Origin of the sequence: Curtobacterium sp. RIT-PI-V (assembly GCF_025642935.1) — a bacterium.
Lineage (GTDB): Bacteria > Actinomycetota > Actinomycetes > Actinomycetales > Microbacteriaceae > Curtobacterium.
The window spans coordinates 1-17,508 of record NZ_JANZKM010000028.1 but is presented as its reverse complement, the minus strand read 5'-3'; the positions used below and the strand labels follow the sequence as shown (position 1 = coordinate 17,508).

The 17,508-nt window shown below is 71.2% G+C and carries 12 protein-coding genes; 8 read left to right on the top strand and 4 right to left on the bottom strand.

Annotated features, from left to right (window positions below):
• Positions 1-11 precede the first annotated feature (11 nt).
• Complete coding sequence (locus tag OGL88_RS14955) at positions 12-3,758, top strand: multifunctional oxoglutarate decarboxylase/oxoglutarate dehydrogenase thiamine pyrophosphate-binding subunit/dihydrolipoyllysine-residue succinyltransferase subunit (protein ID WP_263091940.1); 3,747 nt, start codon at positions 12-14, stop codon at positions 3,756-3,758.
• Positions 3,759-3,835: 77 nt separating this feature from the next.
• On the opposite strand, the gene OGL88_RS14950 is transcribed toward OGL88_RS14955, so the two are convergent.
• Positions 3,836-4,276, bottom strand: a complete 441-nt coding sequence (locus OGL88_RS14950; protein ID WP_263091939.1) for a GNAT family N-acetyltransferase — start codon at positions 4,274-4,276, stop codon at positions 3,836-3,838.
• A gap of 115 nt (positions 4,277-4,391) precedes the next feature.
• Here OGL88_RS14950 and OGL88_RS14945 point away from each other — a divergent pair, with 115 nt between their 5' ends.
• Together OGL88_RS14945 and OGL88_RS14940 are read left to right on the top strand one after the other, a co-directional pair.
• Positions 4,392-4,973, top strand: coding sequence for a hypothetical protein (locus OGL88_RS14945; protein ID WP_263091938.1), 582 nt, complete (start codon positions 4,392-4,394; stop codon positions 4,971-4,973).
• Positions 4,974-5,038: 65 nt separating this feature from the next.
• Entirely contained in the window at positions 5,039-6,448 is a 1,410-nt protein-coding gene (locus OGL88_RS14940; RefSeq protein ID WP_263091937.1) for a LamG-like jellyroll fold domain-containing protein, read from the top strand.
• A gap of 40 nt (positions 6,449-6,488) precedes the next feature.
• On the opposite strand, the gene OGL88_RS14935 is transcribed toward OGL88_RS14940, so the two are convergent.
• Together OGL88_RS14935 and OGL88_RS14930 are read right to left on the bottom strand one after the other, a co-directional pair.
• Positions 6,489-6,731, bottom strand: a complete 243-nt coding sequence (locus tag OGL88_RS14935) for a zf-HC2 domain-containing protein (RefSeq protein WP_263091936.1) — start codon at positions 6,729-6,731, stop codon at positions 6,489-6,491.
• On the bottom strand, positions 6,728-7,495 hold the full coding sequence (locus OGL88_RS14930; protein ID WP_263091935.1) for a sigma-70 family RNA polymerase sigma factor: 768 nt from the start codon (positions 7,493-7,495) through the stop codon (positions 6,728-6,730). Before OGL88_RS14930 ends, OGL88_RS14935 begins: the two co-directional genes overlap by 4 nt.
• A 111-nt stretch (positions 7,496-7,606) precedes the next feature.
• Between OGL88_RS14930 and aroA the strand changes: the two genes are divergently transcribed.
• From aroA to hisN, 4 genes are all read left to right on the top strand, one after another.
• Positions 7,607-8,998, top strand: coding sequence for a 3-phosphoshikimate 1-carboxyvinyltransferase (gene aroA, locus OGL88_RS14925; RefSeq protein WP_263091934.1), 1,392 nt, complete (start codon positions 7,607-7,609; stop codon positions 8,996-8,998).
• 4 nt (positions 8,999-9,002) lie between these two features.
• Entirely contained in the window at positions 9,003-10,076 is a 1,074-nt protein-coding gene (gene rsgA / locus OGL88_RS14920) for a ribosome small subunit-dependent GTPase A (RefSeq protein WP_263091933.1), read from the top strand.
• A 230-nt stretch (positions 10,077-10,306) separates the two neighbouring features.
• Entirely contained in the window at positions 10,307-11,479 is a 1,173-nt protein-coding gene (locus OGL88_RS14915) for a hypothetical protein (RefSeq protein ID WP_263091932.1), read from the top strand.
• Positions 11,480-11,497: 18 nt separating this feature from the next.
• Positions 11,498-12,280, top strand: coding sequence for a histidinol-phosphatase (gene hisN / locus OGL88_RS14910; RefSeq protein WP_111086431.1), 783 nt, complete (start codon positions 11,498-11,500; stop codon positions 12,278-12,280).
• Positions 12,281-12,339: 59 nt separating this feature from the next.
• Here hisN and OGL88_RS14905 read toward each other — a convergent pair whose 3' ends face one another.
• A complete protein-coding gene (locus OGL88_RS14905; RefSeq protein WP_263091931.1) occupies positions 12,340-13,857 on the bottom strand; it encodes an MFS transporter in 1,518 nt (505 codons plus the stop codon).
• Positions 13,858-14,320: 463 nt separating this feature from the next.
• Between OGL88_RS14905 and OGL88_RS14900 the strand changes: the two genes are divergently transcribed.
• The gene (locus OGL88_RS14900) at positions 14,321-17,017 is read left to right on the top strand and encodes a helix-turn-helix transcriptional regulator (protein ID WP_263091930.1); all 2,697 of its coding nucleotides are present in this window, start codon (positions 14,321-14,323) and stop codon (positions 17,015-17,017) included.
• Positions 17,018-17,508 lie beyond the last annotated feature (491 nt).

Genomic DNA, 17,508 nt, shown 5'->3' with positions numbered 1-17,508 from the left:
GGCGATCGGCTGTGTCGAGCCATCTGACCGGAACGGACGAGACCGCGGGCGAATTCGGGGCGAACGAGTGGCTCGTCGACGAGCTCTACGAGCAGTTCGTCGCGGACAAGGAGTCGGTCGACAAGTCCTGGTGGCCGGTCCTCGAGAGCTACCACCGCACGCAGGTCGGCGGCGCTCCGGCAGCTGACCAGCAGTCCTCGACACCGGCGCAGTCGACCACGCAGCAGCCCGCGACCGGCGACGCGCCCGCCCCGCAGCAGGCGGCGGCGCAGGGTGGTCCGATCCAGGCGAAGACCACGTCGCGCCAGCCGACCCCGCCGCCGATCCCGGCCGAGGCCAACGACGCCGCCGACGACCACGAGGAGACCCACGAAGACGTGGCCACCCCGCTCCGGGGCATGGCGAAGACCCTGGCGTCGAACATGGACGCCTCGCTCACGGTCCCCACGGCCACGAGCGTCCGGACGATCCCGGCGAAGCTGATGATCGACAACCGGATCGTCATCAACAACCACCTGCGCCGTGCCCGCGGCGGCAAGATCTCGTTCACCCACCTCATCGGGTGGGCGATGGTGCAGGCGCTCAAGGACTTCCCGAGCCAGAACGTGTTCTACGAGGAGCGCGACGGCAAGCCGTTCGTCGTCGCCCCGGCGCACGTGGGCCTCGGCATCGCGATCGACGTCCCGAAGAAGGACGGCACCCGATCGCTCCTCGTGCCGAGCATCAAGCGCGCGGAGACCCTGACCTTCGGCCAGTTCCTGTCGGCCTACGAGGACCTGGTCAAGCGGGCCCGTGACAACAAGCTGACGCCGGCCGACTTCCAGGGCACCACGATCTCGCTCACGAACCCGGGCGGCATCGGCACCGTGCACTCGGTCCCCCGCCTGACGAAGGGGCAGGGCTCCATCATCGGCGCGGGCGCCCTCGAGTACCCGGCGCAGTTCCAGGGTTCGGCGTCGAAGACGCTCGTCGAGCTCGGCATCGGCAAGACGATCACCCTGACCAGCACCTACGACCACCGGGTCATCCAGGGTGCCGGTTCGGGCGAGTACCTCAAGCACGTGCACGAACGCCTCATCGGCGAGCACGGCTTCTACGACGGCATCTTCGCGGCGCTCCGGATCCCGTACAAGCCGATCCAGTGGGCGAACGACATCAACGTCGACCTGGCGCACCGGGTCAACAAGACCGCTCGCGTGCAGGAGCTCATCAACAGCTACCGCGTCCGCGGGCACCTGATGGCCGACATCGACCCGCTCGAGTACCGCCAGCGCACGCACCCCGACCTCGAGATCGAGAGCCACGGGCTGACGTTCTGGGACCTCGACCGCGAGTTCGTCACCGGCGGGCTGGCCGGCACGACGAGTGCTCCGCTGCGCGACGTCCTCGGGATCCTGCGCGACGCCTACTGCCGCACCGTCGGCATCGAGTACATGCACATCCAGGACCCCGAGCAGCGCCGCTGGGTGCAGGAACGCATCGAGGTGCCCTACTCGAAGCCGTCGAAGGACGAACAGCTGCGCGTCCTCGGCAAGCTCAACGAGGCCGAGGCGTTCGAGACCTTCCTGCAGACCAAGTACGTCGGGCAGAAGCGCTTCTCACTCGAGGGCGGGGAGTCGACCATCGCCTTCCTCGACACGCTCATCCAGCACGCCGCCGGTGTCGGCCTGGCCGAGGTCGCGATCGGCATGGCCCACCGCGGTCGCCTGAACGTCCTGACGAACATCGCCGGCAAGACCTACGGCCAGATCTTCCGTGAGTTCGAGGGCTCGTCCCTGCCGGGCTCGGTGTCCGGTCAGGGATCCGGCGACGTGAAGTACCACGTCGGCACCGAGGGACTGTTCCGCACCTCGGACGGCTCGAGCATCCCCGTGACGATCGCGGCGAACCCGTCCCACCTCGAGGCCGTCGACGGCGTGCTCGAGGGCATCGTCCGCGCCAAGCAGGACAAGCAGGGCCCCGGCTCGACCAACGTCCTGCCGGTGCTCGTGCACGGTGACGCGGCGATGGCCGGTCAGGGCGTGGTCGTCGAGACACTGCAGATGTCGCAGCTCCGCGGCTACCGCACGGGCGGCACCGTGCACCTGGTCATCAACAACCAGGTCGGGTTCACCACCCCGCCCGAGTCGGCCCGCAGCTCGGTGTACTCCACGGACGTCGCCAAGACGATCCAGGCGCCGATCTTCCACGTGAACGGCGACGACCCCGAGGCCGTCGCACGCGTCGCCGACCTGGCGTTCGCGTACCGCGAGGCGTTCCACCGTGACGTCGTCATCGACCTCATCTGCTACCGCCGCCGCGGGCACAACGAGGGCGACGATCCCTCGATGACCCAGCCGCTCATGTACAACCTGATCGAGGCGAAGCGGTCCGTCCGCACGCTCTACACCGAGGCCCTCGTCGGCCGCGGGGACATCACGCAGGAAGAGTACGACGAGGCGCACCGCGACTTCCAGGACCGCCTGGAACGGGCCTTCGCCGAGACGCACGAGGCGCAGACCGGCACCATCCCGGTGATCCAGGTCGACGACGACGGCGCCGTGCAGGGGCTCGAACGCCCGGCGGCGCAGCAGGACGACTCCGAGGTCGAGGTCCGCGAGACCGCCGTGTCCGAAGAGCTCGTCCGCTCCATCGGGGACGCACACAGCAACCCGCCCGCCGGCTTCTCGATCCACCCGAAGCTGCAGCAGCTGCTGTCGAAGCGCACCGACATGACGCGCAACGGCGGCGTGGACTGGGCGATGGCCGAGCTCATGGCGATCGGTTCGCTGCTGGTCGAGGGCAAGCCGGTCCGGTTCGCCGGGCAGGACGCCCGCCGCGGCACCTTCGTCCAGCGCCAGGCGGTGTTCCACGACCGGTCGAACGGCCAGGAGTGGCTGCCGCTGTCGAACCTCACCGAGGACCAGGCTCGGTTCACCATCTACGACTCGCTGCTCAGCGAGTACGCGGCGATGGCGTTCGAGTACGGCTACTCGGTCGAGCGGCCCGAGGCACTCGTGCTGTGGGAGGCGCAGTTCGGCGACTTCGCCAACGGTGCCCAGACCGTCATCGACGAGTTCATCTCGTCCGCCGAGCAGAAGTGGGGGCAGCGCTCCGGCCTCGTCCTGCTGCTGCCGCACGGCTACGAGGGCCAGGGACCGGACCACTCGTCCGCCCGCATCGAGCGCTACCTGCAGCTGTGCGCCGAGGACAACATGGTCGTCGCCCGCCCGTCGACCCCGGCGTCGTACTTCCACCTGCTGCGTCGTCAGGCGTGGGAGCGTCCGCAGAAGCCGCTGATCGTGTTCTCCCCGAAGGCCATGCTCCGCCTGCGCCAAGCGACGAGCGCGGTCGAGGCCTTCACGAACGGCACGTTCGAGGAAGTGATCGACGACGACCGGGTGGCCGACAAGGCGACGGTCCGCCGCGTGGTGCTGCACTCCGGCAAGGTGCACCACGACCTGCGCGCCGAGGTGGACAAGCGCGGGGTCACCGACGTCGCGCTCGTTCGACTCGAGCAGCTCGCGCCGCTCCCCCTCGAGCGCATCCTCGAGGTCCTCGCTGGCTACCCGGACGCCGACGTCGTGTGGGCGCAGGAAGAGCCGGAGAACCAGGGCGCCTGGCCGTTCGTCTGCATGAACCTGTCGACGCACCTCGACGGTCGGCCGCTGTCGGTCGCCGCCCGTGCCGCGAGTGCCGCGCCGGCCACCGGGTCGTCGAAGCGGTCCGCACAAGAGGCCACCGAGGTCATCGAGAAGGCATTGAGCGCGTCGGCCTGAGCGTCAGGAAGCGCCCCGTGCGGGAGTCCGAGGGACTCCTGCACGGGGCGCTTCGACGTTCGCGAGGAACGTGACGGCTACGCGATCTTCGTGTAGCGCACACCCGCGTCGTGGTACCCGCGCTTCTGGTAGAACCGGTGCGCGCTGTCCGTCGCGGCCGCACTGACGGCGCTCAGGCGACGCGCGCCCTGCTCGACGGCCCATGCTTCGAAGGTGCCGATCAGCGCCGAACCGGTGCCGAGCCTCCTGGCGGTGTCGTCGACCACCAACAGCAGGAGCTGCGCCGTCGGCTCGTCGCTCGCGTACGCCCACGTGACCTGCGCGCCGGCGACGGCGACCGACCGTCCGTCGTCCCCACGCACCACCCAGGTGCGGTGTCCCGCCTCGGGCGTGAGCCGTTCGAGGCGTGCACGCATCGCCGCGTCGTCGACCTCGTGGCCGAGCAGGCGGACGAGGGCAGCGACGTCGGAGACGTCCGTGTCGGACCAGGTGGTGATCGACTCGACGAGGAGGGTCATGCTGGCGACCCTACCCGGGCGCTGCGACGTGTTTCGACGGGGTTCTCAAGCAACTGATATTCATATATGCTGCTGTCATATCACCCGCCGGGTGATTCCGACCGACAGGACAGCCATGCACATCACCTCCCGCCACGGCCGCACCGCCGCCTGGATCGCCTTCCCCCTCGCCGTCGTCGCGAGCGGCGCACTCATCGCCACCGCTTCGTACGCGGCCTTCTCCGACACCACCGACAACGCCGGCAACGCCTGGCGCACGGGCGCCGTGACGCTCACCGACGACGACCAGAGCGAGGCCCTGTTCGACACCGACGCCCTCGTCCCCGGCGAGGGCGGTTCGAACTGCATCACCGTCACCGCCGAGACGACGAACCCGACGACCGTCAAGCTCTACACGGACGAGCAGTCCGACGTCGACGCGCTCGCGCAGCACCTCGACATGAAGGTGGAACGCGGCGCACTCGGAACGGCCGGTGACTGCAGCACGTTCACCGCAGCCTCGACCGTGCACGACGGCACCCTCGCCGGGCTGATGGCGCTCGACTCCTTCGGCACGGGCGTCGACGACTGGAAGCCAGCGGTCGGCACGGCGAGCACCACGTACCGGTTCACCTACGACCTCGACACGGAGACCCCGAACACCGCGCAGCAGTCCGAAGCCGGCACCACGTTCGTCTGGGAAGCCCAGACCGACTGACGCGCTTCCGTCCGAGACCGACCAACGCGGCCGAACCCGGCCGCACACGACCCGAGGAGCAGCCGTTGCCGAACCGCACCGAGACCCGACCCTGCGTCGGGGACGCCCCGCGGCTGCTCCTCGCGGTCGCCGCGCGGACCGTGCTCTGGTCCGTGCTGTTGGTCGCCGTCTGGGCTGCCCTGCCCGCGGCCTTCGGGTGGCACGTCACCACCGTCGTGTCCGACTCGATGGCACCCGGTGTCCGGGCCGGCGACATCGTGGCGGCGATGCCCGTCGATGCCGAGGCCGTCACGCCCGGACGGGTCCTGCTCGTCGACGACCCCGACCACGACGACCGACTCCGGCTGCACCGCCTCGAACGCATCGAGCAGGACGGGGCGCTCCGGCTCCGGGGCGACGCCAACGCGGAGGCGGACCGGAGCACGGTGGCCCCGACGGCCGTCCACGGCGTCGGGGTGCTCCGCTTCCCCGGCATCGGACTGCTCACCGTGTGGATCCGATCCGGAGCCTGGACGTCGGTCGCCCTCACGGTCGCCGTCGCCGCCGTCCTCGCTGCACTGGCACGCGCCGACCGGGACATCGTGGCCGGTCAGCCGTGCCGACGGTGCGGGACGCCACGGTGGGACCTGCACACACGAGTGTTGACACCGGCCGGTGTGGTGCGGCCGACGCAGACCGCGTTGCCGATCGTCGCCGCGCTGGCTGCCACGACGATCGTCCTCGGCACCATGGCGTCGGCGGGGTTCAGCGGCACCACGAACTCCGCCTCGTCGCTCCGGAGCCAGACGTTCGGGTGCTTCCACGACCCCGCTGCCGGCGCAGTGCTCGCGTGGGACTTCGCCGACAAGGACGACCGGCTCGTCACCGACTCGAGTGGGACCGGTGCCGGCGGGCAGTTCATCGGCGACGGGACCCGGACGATCGGCAGCTGCGCGGACAACCCCCACGCGACCTTCGGGACCACGGGCAGTGCCGAGACCTGGGCCGTCACCGACTCCGCCGTGAGCGCCCCGAACGCCTTCACGATCGAGGTGTGGTTCCGGACCACCGACACCGGCGGCGGTCGCCTGTTCGGATTCGGATCCGACCGGAACGCCGCGTCGACGCACCGTGACCGGCACCTCTACATCGACAGCAGCGGTCGCCTCCGCTTCGGCGTCGAGGGGTCGGGCACCCAGTTCAAGTTCACCGTGGGATCGTCCGCGGCCGTCACCGACGGGGACTGGCACCACGCGGTCGCGACCTTCCAGCCGCGGTCGATGACCCTCTGGCTCGACGGCGTACAGCAGGGCACCCGGGCCGATGCCGCGTCGCTCCGACAGTACGACGGGCACTGGCGAGCAGGGCGGCAGACCCTAGCCGGCTGGCCCGATGCGGGCGACTACGCGTACACCGGCGACGTCGACACGGTCCGTGTCCACGCCGCCGTGCTGGACGCAGCGACGATCGCAGCGCACCACGCCGCAGGACGGTGAGACGCGGCCGGTCGCGGACCGCCACGACGACGCCGATCGATCAGTGCGTCGCCTGCTCCAGCCGGATGCGCGCGAGGATCTCGCCACGCAGTTCTTCCGGAGCGGTCTCCTTGCACGCGCGGCGCACGGTCTCGATCAGGACGACGCCGACGCGGTGTTCGGTCGTGCAGTCCTCGCAGTCGTCCATGTGCTCACGGATGTCCGCCGCGTCCTCGCGGCAGAGCTCCCCGTGCAGGAACTCCTCGAGCTCGGCCTTCGCCTTGGAGCAGTCGCAGCCGCTCATCGTGCTTCCTTCCCATCGACGCGACCCTGGGTCGCGGCAGTCTTCCGGCCTCGTCCGCGCATCGTCGCCGTCGACGCTGCGTCCGGGACGATGCCGGTCTCACGGGCGTGGTCCGCCAGGAGCCCTCGGAGGAGCCGGCGGCCACGGTGCAGACGGCTCATGACCGTCCCCACGGGGGTCTTCATGATGTCGGCGATCTCCTGGTACGAGAAGCCTTCGACATCGGCGAAGTACACGGCCATCCGGAAGTCCTCGGGGATGGCCTGCAGGGCGTCCTTGACCGCAGACGACGGCAGGTGGTCGATCGCGTCGGCCTCGGCCGAGCGTGCGGAGATCGACTGGGTGACGCTCTCGGCGCCGCCGAGCTGCCAGTCCTCGAGCTCGTCGATGGTGCCCTGGTACGGGTTCCGCTGGTTCTTGCGGTACGTGTTGATGAAGGTGTTCGTCAGGATCCGGTACAGCCAGGCCTTCAGGTTCGTGCCCTGCTTGAACTGCCGGAACGCGGCGAACGCCTTGACGAAGGTCTCCTGCACGAGGTCCGAGGCGTCGGCCGGGTTGCGGGTCATCCGCATCGCCGCGCCGTACAGCTGGTCCATGAAGGGCAGCGCCTGGGTCTCGAAGAGGGCGCGGAGCTCGTCGGCCGGCACGGTCTTCGCGTCGACGAACGACTCATCGTCCGCTTCTTCCGCCTCGACCGCGTCGAGCTGCTCCTCGGTCTCCTCGACCAGGTCGTGCGGTGCTGCCTGCGGCTCGTCGGTCGTCATCGCGGGCCAGTCTAGAGCGAGCGACGTGGACACGCTGGGCAGGCGCGTCCACGAGGGTGCGAGTGCTGTCGCCAAGGGTCCTCCCGATCGTTTCAGTAGTCTTGTGAACCGATGGCAGACACGACGCATTCCCAGAGCGGTGCACAGGCCGCCGCGGACCCGGCCCCTTGGATCGCCCCGCTCGCGCGCGGTCCCCTGCGCGGCGACGTCGCGCTGCCCGGCTCGAAGTCGCTGACGAACCGTGAGCTCGTGCTCGCCGCCCTCGCGAACGGCCCCTCCGTCATCCGCCTGCCGCTGCACTCGCGCGACTCGGCGCTCATGATCACGGCGCTCCGGCAGCTCGGCGTCGGGATCGACGAGGTCGAGCCGGCACCTGGTGCGCAGCCGAACCCCTACGGCCCGGACCTCCGGATCACCCCGGCACCGATGCACGGCGACGTCCGCGTCGACTGCGGCCTCGCCGGCACCGTGATGCGGTTCCTGCCGCCGCTGGCCGCCCTGGCGGTCGGCCCGGTCGTCATCGACGGCGACCCCTACGCCCGCAAGCGTCCGATGCACGCGATCATCGGGGCGCTCGTCGATATGGGTATCGACGTCACCGACGACGGCGACGGCTCGATGCCGTTCGCGTTCACCGGCACCGGTTCGGTGCGCGGTGGTGCCCTGTCGATCGATGCGTCGGCCTCGTCGCAGTTCGTGTCGGGCCTGCTGCTCTCCGCGCCGCGCTTCGACGAGGGCCTGCACCTCACCCACGTCGGGGAGCGCCTGCCGAGCCTGCCGCACATCGAGATGACCGTCGCTGCGCTCCGTGCCCGAGGCGTGACCGTCGACGAACCCGCGGTCGGCGAGTGGGTCGTCCACCCCGGTCCGATCGCCGCGCGCGACGTCACGATCGAGCCCGACCTGTCGAACGCCGCGCCGTTCGCGGTCGCCGCGCTCGTCGCGGGTGGCACCGTCCGCATCCGCACCTGGCCGCGCGAGACCACGCAGGTCGGCGCCGACCTCGAGACGCTCCTGCCCCTGTGGGGCGCGACCGTGGCCCGTGACGGCGACGACCTGCTCGTCGACGGCGGCGTCGGGATCCGGGGCGGGGCCTCCTTGCCGGGTCTCGACCTGGACCTCAGCCGCGGCGGCGAACTCGCACCGGCGCTCGTCGCGCTGGCCGCGCTGGCCGGCGGGCCGACCGAGATCACCGGGATCGGCCACCTGCGTGGGCACGAGACGGATCGTCTCGCCGCGCTCGCGGCGGACGTGAACCGGTCGGGAGGCTCAGTGCGCGAACTCGACGACGGCCTGCGCATCGAGCCTGCCGTGCTCCACGGCGGCGACTGGGCCGCGTACGACGACCACCGGATGGCGACGGCCGGCGCCGTCGTGGGCCTCGTCGTCACCGGCGTCGCCGTCGACGACATCGGGTGCACGGCGAAGACGCTGCCGCAGTTCCCCGAGCTGTGGGCCGACCTGGTCGCGACCGCCTCCGGCACACCGGCTACGGAGCGCTGATCCGATGAGCTGGTGGGACGACGTCGACGGTGACGACTCCGACGCGGACGAGCCGTACGGACAGTACGACGAGTCGAGCGTGCGGGTGCGTCCGAACCCGAAGGGCAACCGGCCCCGCACGAAGACCCGGCCGACGTACGACGACGCGCCCGTGGGGTGGGTCACGAACGTCGACCGTGGGCGGTTCGGCGTGCTGGTGGCGACGGGGTCCGACTCCGATCCCGGATCCGAGCACGTCATCACGGCGACGAAGGCCCGCGAGCTCGGCAAGAAGTCGGTCGTCACCGGCGACCACGTGTCGCTCGTCGGCGACGTCTCCGGCGACCCCGGGTCGCTGGCGCGCATCGTGAAGGTCGCCGAGCGCACCACGCTGCTCCGCCGCAGCGCCGACGACTCCGACGAGGTCGAGCGCGTCATCGTGGCGAACGCCGACCAGATGCTCATCGTCGTGGCGGCCGCCGACCCCGAGCCCCGCACCCGGCTCATCGACCGCTACCTGGTCGCCGCGTTCGACGCCGGGCTCGACCCGATCCTCTGCATCACGAAGACGGACCTCGCCGATCCGGCGCCGTTCCTGGCCCACTTCGCGTGCCTCGACCTGCGGATCGTGACGAGCCGGTCCGACGACGTCCCGTTCGAGGCCCTGCACGACCTGCTCGACGACAAGGTCACCGTGACCGTGGGGCACTCCGGCGTCGGCAAGTCGACGCTCGTGAACGCCCTGACCGGGTCCACCCGGGCGATCGGCGTCGTGAACTCGGTGACCGGGCGCGGGCGGCACACCTCGTCGTCGTCGATCGCGCTGCGGGTCCGTGACGGCGGCTGGATCATCGACACCCCCGGCGTGCGGTCGTTCGGCCTCGGCCACGTCGACCCCGCGAACGTCTTCCGCGCCTTCGCCGCGCACGCGATCCCGGTGCGGCCCGCGCGGGACGACATCCCGTTGGCGCAGGCGCACGACTGGGAGATCGTCGACCGGGTGCAGGACGGCGAGCTCGGCGTCACCGGTGTCGAACGGCTCGACTCGTTCCGCGCGCTCCTGACGGGCATGGGCGCCTCCGACCCCGGCCTCGAGTAGCCCGGCGCCGAGCTGCGCCCGCGCCCCGCGCCGCCGTCCAGGTTCCGAAATCTGCACATCTCGGCGGCAGATCGGGCCGTTCGTGGAACCTCGGGGAACCGCATGCGGCATGTTGTGGAACCTCGGCGGAGGGCGCTCGGGCATCACGCTTCGCCCCACCGCGCTCGGGCCTCGACCCACCGGCCAGCACGCGTCGACAAGTGTGCAGCGGTGTTGTACAGTGAACCCTCGTGTCTGAAGTTGCAAAGTACAACTTTGCGCCGACCCCCGCCGTCGACGCCCCGTCCTCGAGCACGACAACGACGTCGCACGCGCACCACTCCCCCACCCACAAGTCCTCACGAGCACCACGACCGCAGCGCACCGACAGCGTCCTGCGCCCGGACGGCCTCGGACGGGTGCTCCTGACCTTCGCCAGGCACATCCTCGTGCCGCTGTTCCTCGCCGCCGGGATGGGCCTCGCCTACCTCGGCGCCTTCCACGCCCCCGCACCGAAGGAGCTACCGGTCGGCATCGTCGGGCAGGCCGCCGCCACCCAGGTGTTCGCGCAGACCGTCACCGACGAGTCCGACGGCGCCCTCGTCGCCCACGTCGTCGCGTCGACCAAGGACGCCGAGCGGCAGATCCGCGACCGCGACCTGGCCGCCGTGTACGCCCCGACCGCCACGGGCGCGACGCTCTACGTCTCGACGGCAGCGTCGGAGACGACCGCGAGCGCCGCACAGAAGGTCTTCCTGCCGATCGCGTACGAGCAGCACGTGCCGTTCCGGGTCGTCGACGTCGTCCCCACGGGTGAGCAGGACAGCACCGGACAGGGGCTGTTCTTCCTGCTCGTCGCGCTGAGCGTCGGCGGCTACGCATCGGCCATCGCCGTGGCGTCCGTCGCGACGAAGCTCCGCGCGGTGTGGACCGCGGTCGTCGGCCTCGCCACCGCCGGGGTCGTCGCCGGCATCGGGGTCATCGTCGCCGGACCGATCTACGGCGTCATCACGACCCACCACTGGCAGGTGTTCCTGTTCGCCTGGCTGTACGACGCGATCATCGTCGCGATCGGCGTCGGCCTGCACCCGGTCCTCGGGCGGTGGACCACGCCCGTGCTCACGATGCTGTTCGTGATGCTCAACTTCACGTCGTCGGGCGGCATCTTCCAGGCGTCGTTCGTGCCCGGGTTCTTCGCCGCGCTCCACTCCTTCTGGAGCGGCGCAGCCTGGCTGCAGGCGGCCCAGGACCTGCAGTACTTCCCCGACGCCTCGCTCGGCCGGTCATCCCTGGTGCTCGCGCTGTGGCTCGCCGCCGCCGTCCTGCTCTGCGTGGTCGTGCACGGCCTCGTGGCCCGCCGCACCCGCATCGCCCGCGAGCGTGAGGTCACCCGGCTCGAAGAGGAAGAGGTCGTCGCCGCGTAGCCCCGCTACGCTCGACCCGTGGACCTCAGCGCCGACCTGGACTTCGCCCGCTCGCTCGCCGACATCGCCGACACGATCAGCCTCGAGCGGTTCCGTGCCGCCGACCTGCACGTGTCGAAGAAGGCCGACAGCACGCACGTGACCGACGCCGACCAGGCCGTCGAACACGCCCTGCGCGAGCGGATCGCGACGGAACGACCCGACGACGCGTTCCTCGGCGAGGAGACCACGGCAGACACCGGTGCCGAGGCGACCAGCGAGGGGCACCGTCAGTGGGTCGTCGACCCGATCGACGGCACCGCGAACTACCTGCGCGGCGTGCCGGTGTGGGCGACGCTCATCGCCCTGGCGGTCGACGGACGCCCGGTGCTCGGCGTCGTGAGCGCCCCCGCGCTCGGCAAGCGCTGGTGGGCGGCCGAGGGGCTCGGCGCGCACTCGTTCGACGGCGAGCTGCGCGTCTCCGGCGTCGCGGACCTGTCCGACGCGAGCCTGAGCTACAACAGCATCCAGCAGTGGGACGACGACGACCGGCTCGAGTCCCTCGTCGACCTGTCCCGCAAGGTCTGGCGGACGCGCGCCTACGGCGACATGTGGTCGTACATGCTGGTCGCCGAGGGGGTCATCGACATCGCGGGCGAACCCGACCTGAAGCCGTGGGACATCGCGGCCCTCGTGCCCATCGTGGAAGAGGCCGGCGGGCGCTTCAGTTCGCTCGACGGCGACCCCGGGGCCTGGCACGGCAGTGCACTCGCGACGAACGGCCTGGTGCACGACGCCGTCGTCGAGGTCATCCGCCGCTAGCACGACCCCGAACGACACTCTCGACGTCGGACGACGTGGCGGGTGTCGTTCCGAGTCGTTCAGGCAGCCGCAGCCGCCGCCTCACGCCGGGCAGCGCGCCGCCGCACCACCAGGTCCCCGACCGCCAGCACGAGCGCGAGCGCCATCAGCGACACCGTGAACGTCGTGCCGCTCCGGAACGCGTCGTGGTACGCGTCGAGCCGACTCCCGCCGGCGAAGCCGCCGGAACCGCCGGAACCGTCCGAACCGGCGGCGGCACCCCGCACGATCCCGTAGAAGATGCTCGTCGCCACCGCGGTTCCGATCGCGGTCCCGACGCGCTGCCCGAGCTGCTGCATGGACCCGGCGACCCCGGACTGCTCCACGGGGATCTCGGCCAGGGTGAGCGTCTGGTTCGGCGACACCACGAACCCGCCGCCGAGCCCGCCGACCAGGAACGCCCCGGCCATCGCCCACGGCGTGACCTCCGGCGGGGTCAGCACCGCGGCGAGCATGAGGAGCACGAAGCCGACGACGACCATGAACAGCCCGAAGACCACCAGGGCCCGTCCGACCCGGTCGACGATCCGTCCGCCGATGTACGACCCGACGGCGCTCGTGGCCGCGAACGGGATGCTCACCATGCCGGCGAACAGCGGTGACAGCCCGAGCCCCTCCTGCAGGAACAGCGTCACCATCAGGAAGGACGCCGGGATCGCCGCGAAGTAGACGGCCACGATCGACAGCCCGTTGCGGTACGACGACAACCGGAACAGCTCGAAGTGCACCACCGGCGACTTGCCCTGCTGCTTGTACCGGACCTCCCAGAACACGAACAGGCCGAGGAACACGACGAAGGCGACCAGCCAGAGCCACCGGGCACCGGAGTCGCCGGCACCCGTGGTGAGCACGAACGGCAGCATCAACGTGACGATGGCGGCGCCGAGCAGCAGGATGCCGACGATGTCCAGCTCGCGGTCCTTCGCCTGCACCTGTGCACCGTTGGGCAGCAGCCGCATCGCGAAGAACAGCGCGACGAGTCCGAGCGGCACGTTCATCCAGAACAGCAGCCGCCAGCCGTTCTCCTCGCCGCCGATCGCGATGAGGCCCCCGCCGATCGTCGGGCCGAGTGCCGTCGAGATGCCGATCATGGCGCCGAACAGCCCGAAGGCCCGTCCGCGCTCCGGGCCTCGGAACAGCTGCTGCACGAGCCCGATCACCTGCGGCATCTGGGTGCCGGCGGCGAAGCCCTGCAGGATCCGCGTGACCATGAGCACCTCGATGGTCGGCGCCACGGCACAGAGCAGGCTCGACACGGTGAACGCCACGAGTCCGATGATGAACAGGGCACGGCGGCTCTTCAGGTCGCCGAGCCGACCGGCGGGCACGAGGGCGAGGCCGAAGGCCAGCGCGTACCCCGCCACGATGAGCTGCAGGGATGAACTGGTGGCATCGAGGGACTTCTCGATCGACGGCAGCCCGACGTTGACCTTCGACAGGTCGAGGATCGTCAGGGCGGCCACCGCGACGCACACGGCGAAGGCCCTCCAACGCGTGCGGTCGTCGAGGCGGGCGTCGGTCGGGTCAGGGCTGGACATCACCATCGTTCGTACACCGACCGTCCCCCACCGGGTGACACCCCTCGTCGTGGCCCCCCGGACTGGGGGCACCGTTGCCGGATACGCGGTGCGCGGGGCGGCTCAGATGGCCAGGACCTGAGTTATCGTGCTCCTACGGAAGGTCACGCAAGCACCTGGATTCCCTAGATCCGAGTGCACGTGCGCAGCCGACCGTGTTCGTCCGAAGACCCTAACCCGAGGGGTGATACAGACGATGACATCATCGTTCCCGAGCGGAACCGAGTGCACCCTCACTCGTCGACCGCATTCAATCCACGACAGCTCCGGCGCGCGCGCAGTCGCCGCCATCCGTCCGCACTCCGACACGGCCACCCACCGTGCAGCAGTCCGGTCCGCCTCACGGCGCCCCGTCGCAGCGTTCACCGCGCTCGCCGACGACCTCTCCGCAGGATCCACTTCCGGGCCCGGAGGCCGGTGAGTCATGGCACTCACCGGTCGACGTCTCGAGGTCGACCGGATCGCGACCCTCGCTGTACTCCCTCGGGAGTCCGCGATGGTCGTGGTCGGCGACCCTGGTTCCGGACGCAGCAGCGTCCTCGACGCGGTCTCGAACCGCGTTTCCCTCCCCGTCGTGCGGGTCGGTGTCAACGGGAGCGAATCCCGTTGGCCGCTGGCCGGCGTGACTTCCTTGTTCACCGCGCTCGACGACCCCCGTGCGACGGCCCACATCGCCCATCTCCTGCAGACGGGTGAGACGGCGGTCCCCGTGACCGCCGGACTGGCGGCGGCGCACGACTTCCTCGACGCCGTGCACGCCCTCACCCTGCCGCCGACGCTCGTGCTGATCGACGACCTCGACCGCATGGACGTCGAGAGCCAGGAGCTCATCGCGTTCCTCGCCGGCCGACTCGCAGGCACCGCCCTGCGCGTCGTGGCGACGGTCCGTTCGGTGCCGTCGGACGGTCCGCTCGCGGCCCTGCCGACGCTTCGCATCGAGCCGCTGCCGTCCGACGAGGCACTGATCCTCGCCCGGACCATGGCACCGGAAGAAGCGAACGACGGCGTCCTCGCCGTCCTCGCCGCGGAGACCGGCGGCAACCCCGGCGCACTCCGCGAACAGCTCGCGGTGCTCAGCCGCGAGCAGCTCACCGGCGCGGAGCCGATCGTGCTCCCGCTCCGACCCACTCCGACGACCGAGGCCCTCGCAGCCCTCGCACTCGGGTCCGCCGCGGGACGAGATCTGGACGTCCTCGCGAAACTCGCCCTGGTGCCGGTCGCGAAGACCACGGCCTGGGACCGCGACGAGTTGGACGACCTGGTCGGAGCAGGCCTCGCCACCGTGCGGGGCCAGAGCGTGACGGTCCGTGACCCCCTGGTCCGGTCCGCGCTGTACTGGCGGATGCCCGCCCGTGACCGCCGCGCGGCGCACGCCGCGCTGGCCACGGCGAGCACCGAGTCCGACCCGCGGGCAGCCGCGTGGCACCGGAGCTTCGTCGACGACGTCCCCGACGTGGTCGCGTTGCTCGGCGCCGCACGGTCCTACGTGGTGGACGGCAACGTGCACGCCGCGATCGCCCTCACCGAGCGTGCCCTGCACGTCGGTGGCGGCACCGAGGACGAGCTCGTCGCGCTGCTCGGGGTCGCCGAGGCCCTGCTCGGCAACCGGCTGCTCGGCTTCGCCGCGCGCTACCTCGCCGCGCTCCGTCCGTTCCGGACGACGGCGCACGAGGTCCGCCGGCTGCGCCTGCAGTACTCGGCGCAGTACCTCAGCGGCGACGCCGTGCACGCGGACGAACTCCTCGTGTCGGTGGACGCGACCGAACCGGCCGACGTGGACGCGGTCGCCGGGCTGATGGCCATGGTGGCGTGCTTCCGTGCCGAGGCGTGGGAGCTCGACCAGGCGCGGGACCTGCTGCACCGCGTCGAGCCCCTCGAGGCGTCGGTATCTCCGCACACGTTGGAGATCACGGCGACCGCGCGGGAGCTCATCGCGGCGATCGACGGCACCCTGCCGTCGGACACCGACCTGCACGACGGACTCGCGACGTCGGTGCTGCTGGCGATGTCCGACCCGGCCCTGCTGCTCCTCGCCCACGCGCTGAGCATCGCCGAGCGGTACCGGAGCGCGCGTCGGGTGTTCGCACTCGTCCTCGCCCGCGGCCCGCAGACGGCGCCGGTGTGGACCGAGGCAGCCCGCTACCTGACCGCCGAGAACGAGGTGCGCTCCGGGAACTTCCGGCAGGCGCTCCGCGCGATCGACGTCTGGGAGGCCGGTTCCTCGGTGGTCGAGCGGCTCCGTGAGCCGTCGCGGGCCATCGCGATCGCCTGGCGGCACTTCGCCGAGGGGCGCTCGGCCGAGGCCCTCGCCGTCGTCGACCGGTGCCTCGAGCAGCGTTCGACGAGCCGCTTGTGGGGCGCGACGGCGAAGCTGCACGCGCTCCGCGGTCGGGTCCTGCTGCTCGATGGCCGACTGGAGGAGGCAGCCGCCGCACTCGAAGCGGCGGACGCCATCGGCCGGTCCCTGCGGAACCCCGCGGTGCTCCGGCACCTCGGCGACCTGGTCGAGACGTACGCGCGCCTCGGACGGATCGACGACGCCCGCACCATCACCGCGCGGCTCGCTGCGGACCACCACGCCCGTCCGGGTCGCTGGGGTGCGCTCGTGCTGGCGAGGAGCCTTGCGCTCGTCGCCGACGACACCACCCGCGACACCGCCCGTCGCCGCGCGTTGGAGCTGTTCCAGCCGCACGACTCGCAGTTCGAGCGGGCACGGACGTTCGCGGCCCTCGCGACGGTCGGTAACCCCGCCGAGCGTCCGCGCCTCGGTGCGGCAGCAGCGGCGGCGTACGAGGCGGCCGGCATGCGCCGTCCCCTCGTCACCCCCGCACCGGCAGCGGCCATGCCGCCGTTCGGCACGGGGCCGTCGCTCCGGTCCGCACCGGTGCTGTCCGCGTCGATGCCGGGCACGCCTCGGAGCGCCCCGGACGCCTCCGCGGTGCTCACCTCGCTCACGGCCGAGGAGCGCGCCGTGGTGCAGAAGGTGACGGAGGGCTACCGCAACCGCGAGATCGCGTCGTCGCTGTTCATGTCGCAGCGCACGGTGGAGCTGCGGCTCACGCAGATCTACCGCAAGGTGGGCGCGCGGTCGCGCTCCCACCTGGTCGCGCTGCTCACGTAGTCGAAGAGCGCACAGGTCGACGCGACCACAGGACGGACGGGAGGCCCGGTACCAGCTGGTACCGGGCCTCCCGTCCGTCTTTTCGCGGTCTTCATGCAACCGACCTCGCAGGCTCGGTCGGCGCTGGCGCCGCGCGCCGCTGGCGCGTCGCTTCATGCGGAGCGCGCGCGTTGCGGGAGTCCGCACGCGACCGCACCGCGGCGTCCCCCGCACGCGGGGAACCGCAAGAGCAGTCGACGACTGTTGCCGTGGCGGCGTCGCCGGGTGAGGCTTCTCATGCACCGACCGCCGTGCCCCTCCCCAGGGGCCAGACCGCGGTACCCCGTCCGGTACCCGAACCTCGTGGCCCACCCACTCCGTCGTCCGTCCTCGCCTGATCCGAGGACGGGCGCCGGTCAGGACCGCGAGGACCCGGACGCGCGGCAGACCCGACGGCGGTCGGTGCATGAGAAGCCTCACCCGGCGACGCCGCCACGGCAACAGTCGTCGAC

Excerpts from the sequence above, each read along its gene's own strand:
- OGL88_RS14950 (WP_263091939.1), bottom strand. The coding sequence starts at position 4,276 with ATGACCCTCCTCGTCGAGTCGATCACCACCTGGTCCGACACGGACGTC.
- OGL88_RS14945 (WP_263091938.1), top strand. The coding sequence starts at position 4,392 with ATGCACATCACCTCCCGCCACGGCCGCACCGCCGCCTGGATCGCCTTC.
- OGL88_RS14935 (WP_263091936.1), bottom strand. The coding sequence starts at position 6,731 with ATGAGCGGCTGCGACTGCTCCAAGGCGAAGGCCGAGCTCGAGGAGTTC.
- OGL88_RS14930 (WP_263091935.1), bottom strand. The coding sequence starts at position 7,495 with ATGACGACCGACGAGCCGCAGGCAGCACCGCACGACCTGGTCGAGGAG.
- aroA (WP_263091934.1), top strand. The coding sequence starts at position 7,607 with ATGGCAGACACGACGCATTCCCAGAGCGGTGCACAGGCCGCCGCGGAC.
- rsgA (WP_263091933.1), top strand. The coding sequence starts at position 9,003 with ATGAGCTGGTGGGACGACGTCGACGGTGACGACTCCGACGCGGACGAG.
- OGL88_RS14905 (WP_263091931.1), bottom strand. The coding sequence starts at position 13,857 with ATGTCCAGCCCTGACCCGACCGACGCCCGCCTCGACGACCGCACGCGT.
- OGL88_RS14900 (WP_263091930.1), top strand. The coding sequence starts at position 14,321 with ATGGCACTCACCGGTCGACGTCTCGAGGTCGACCGGATCGCGACCCTC.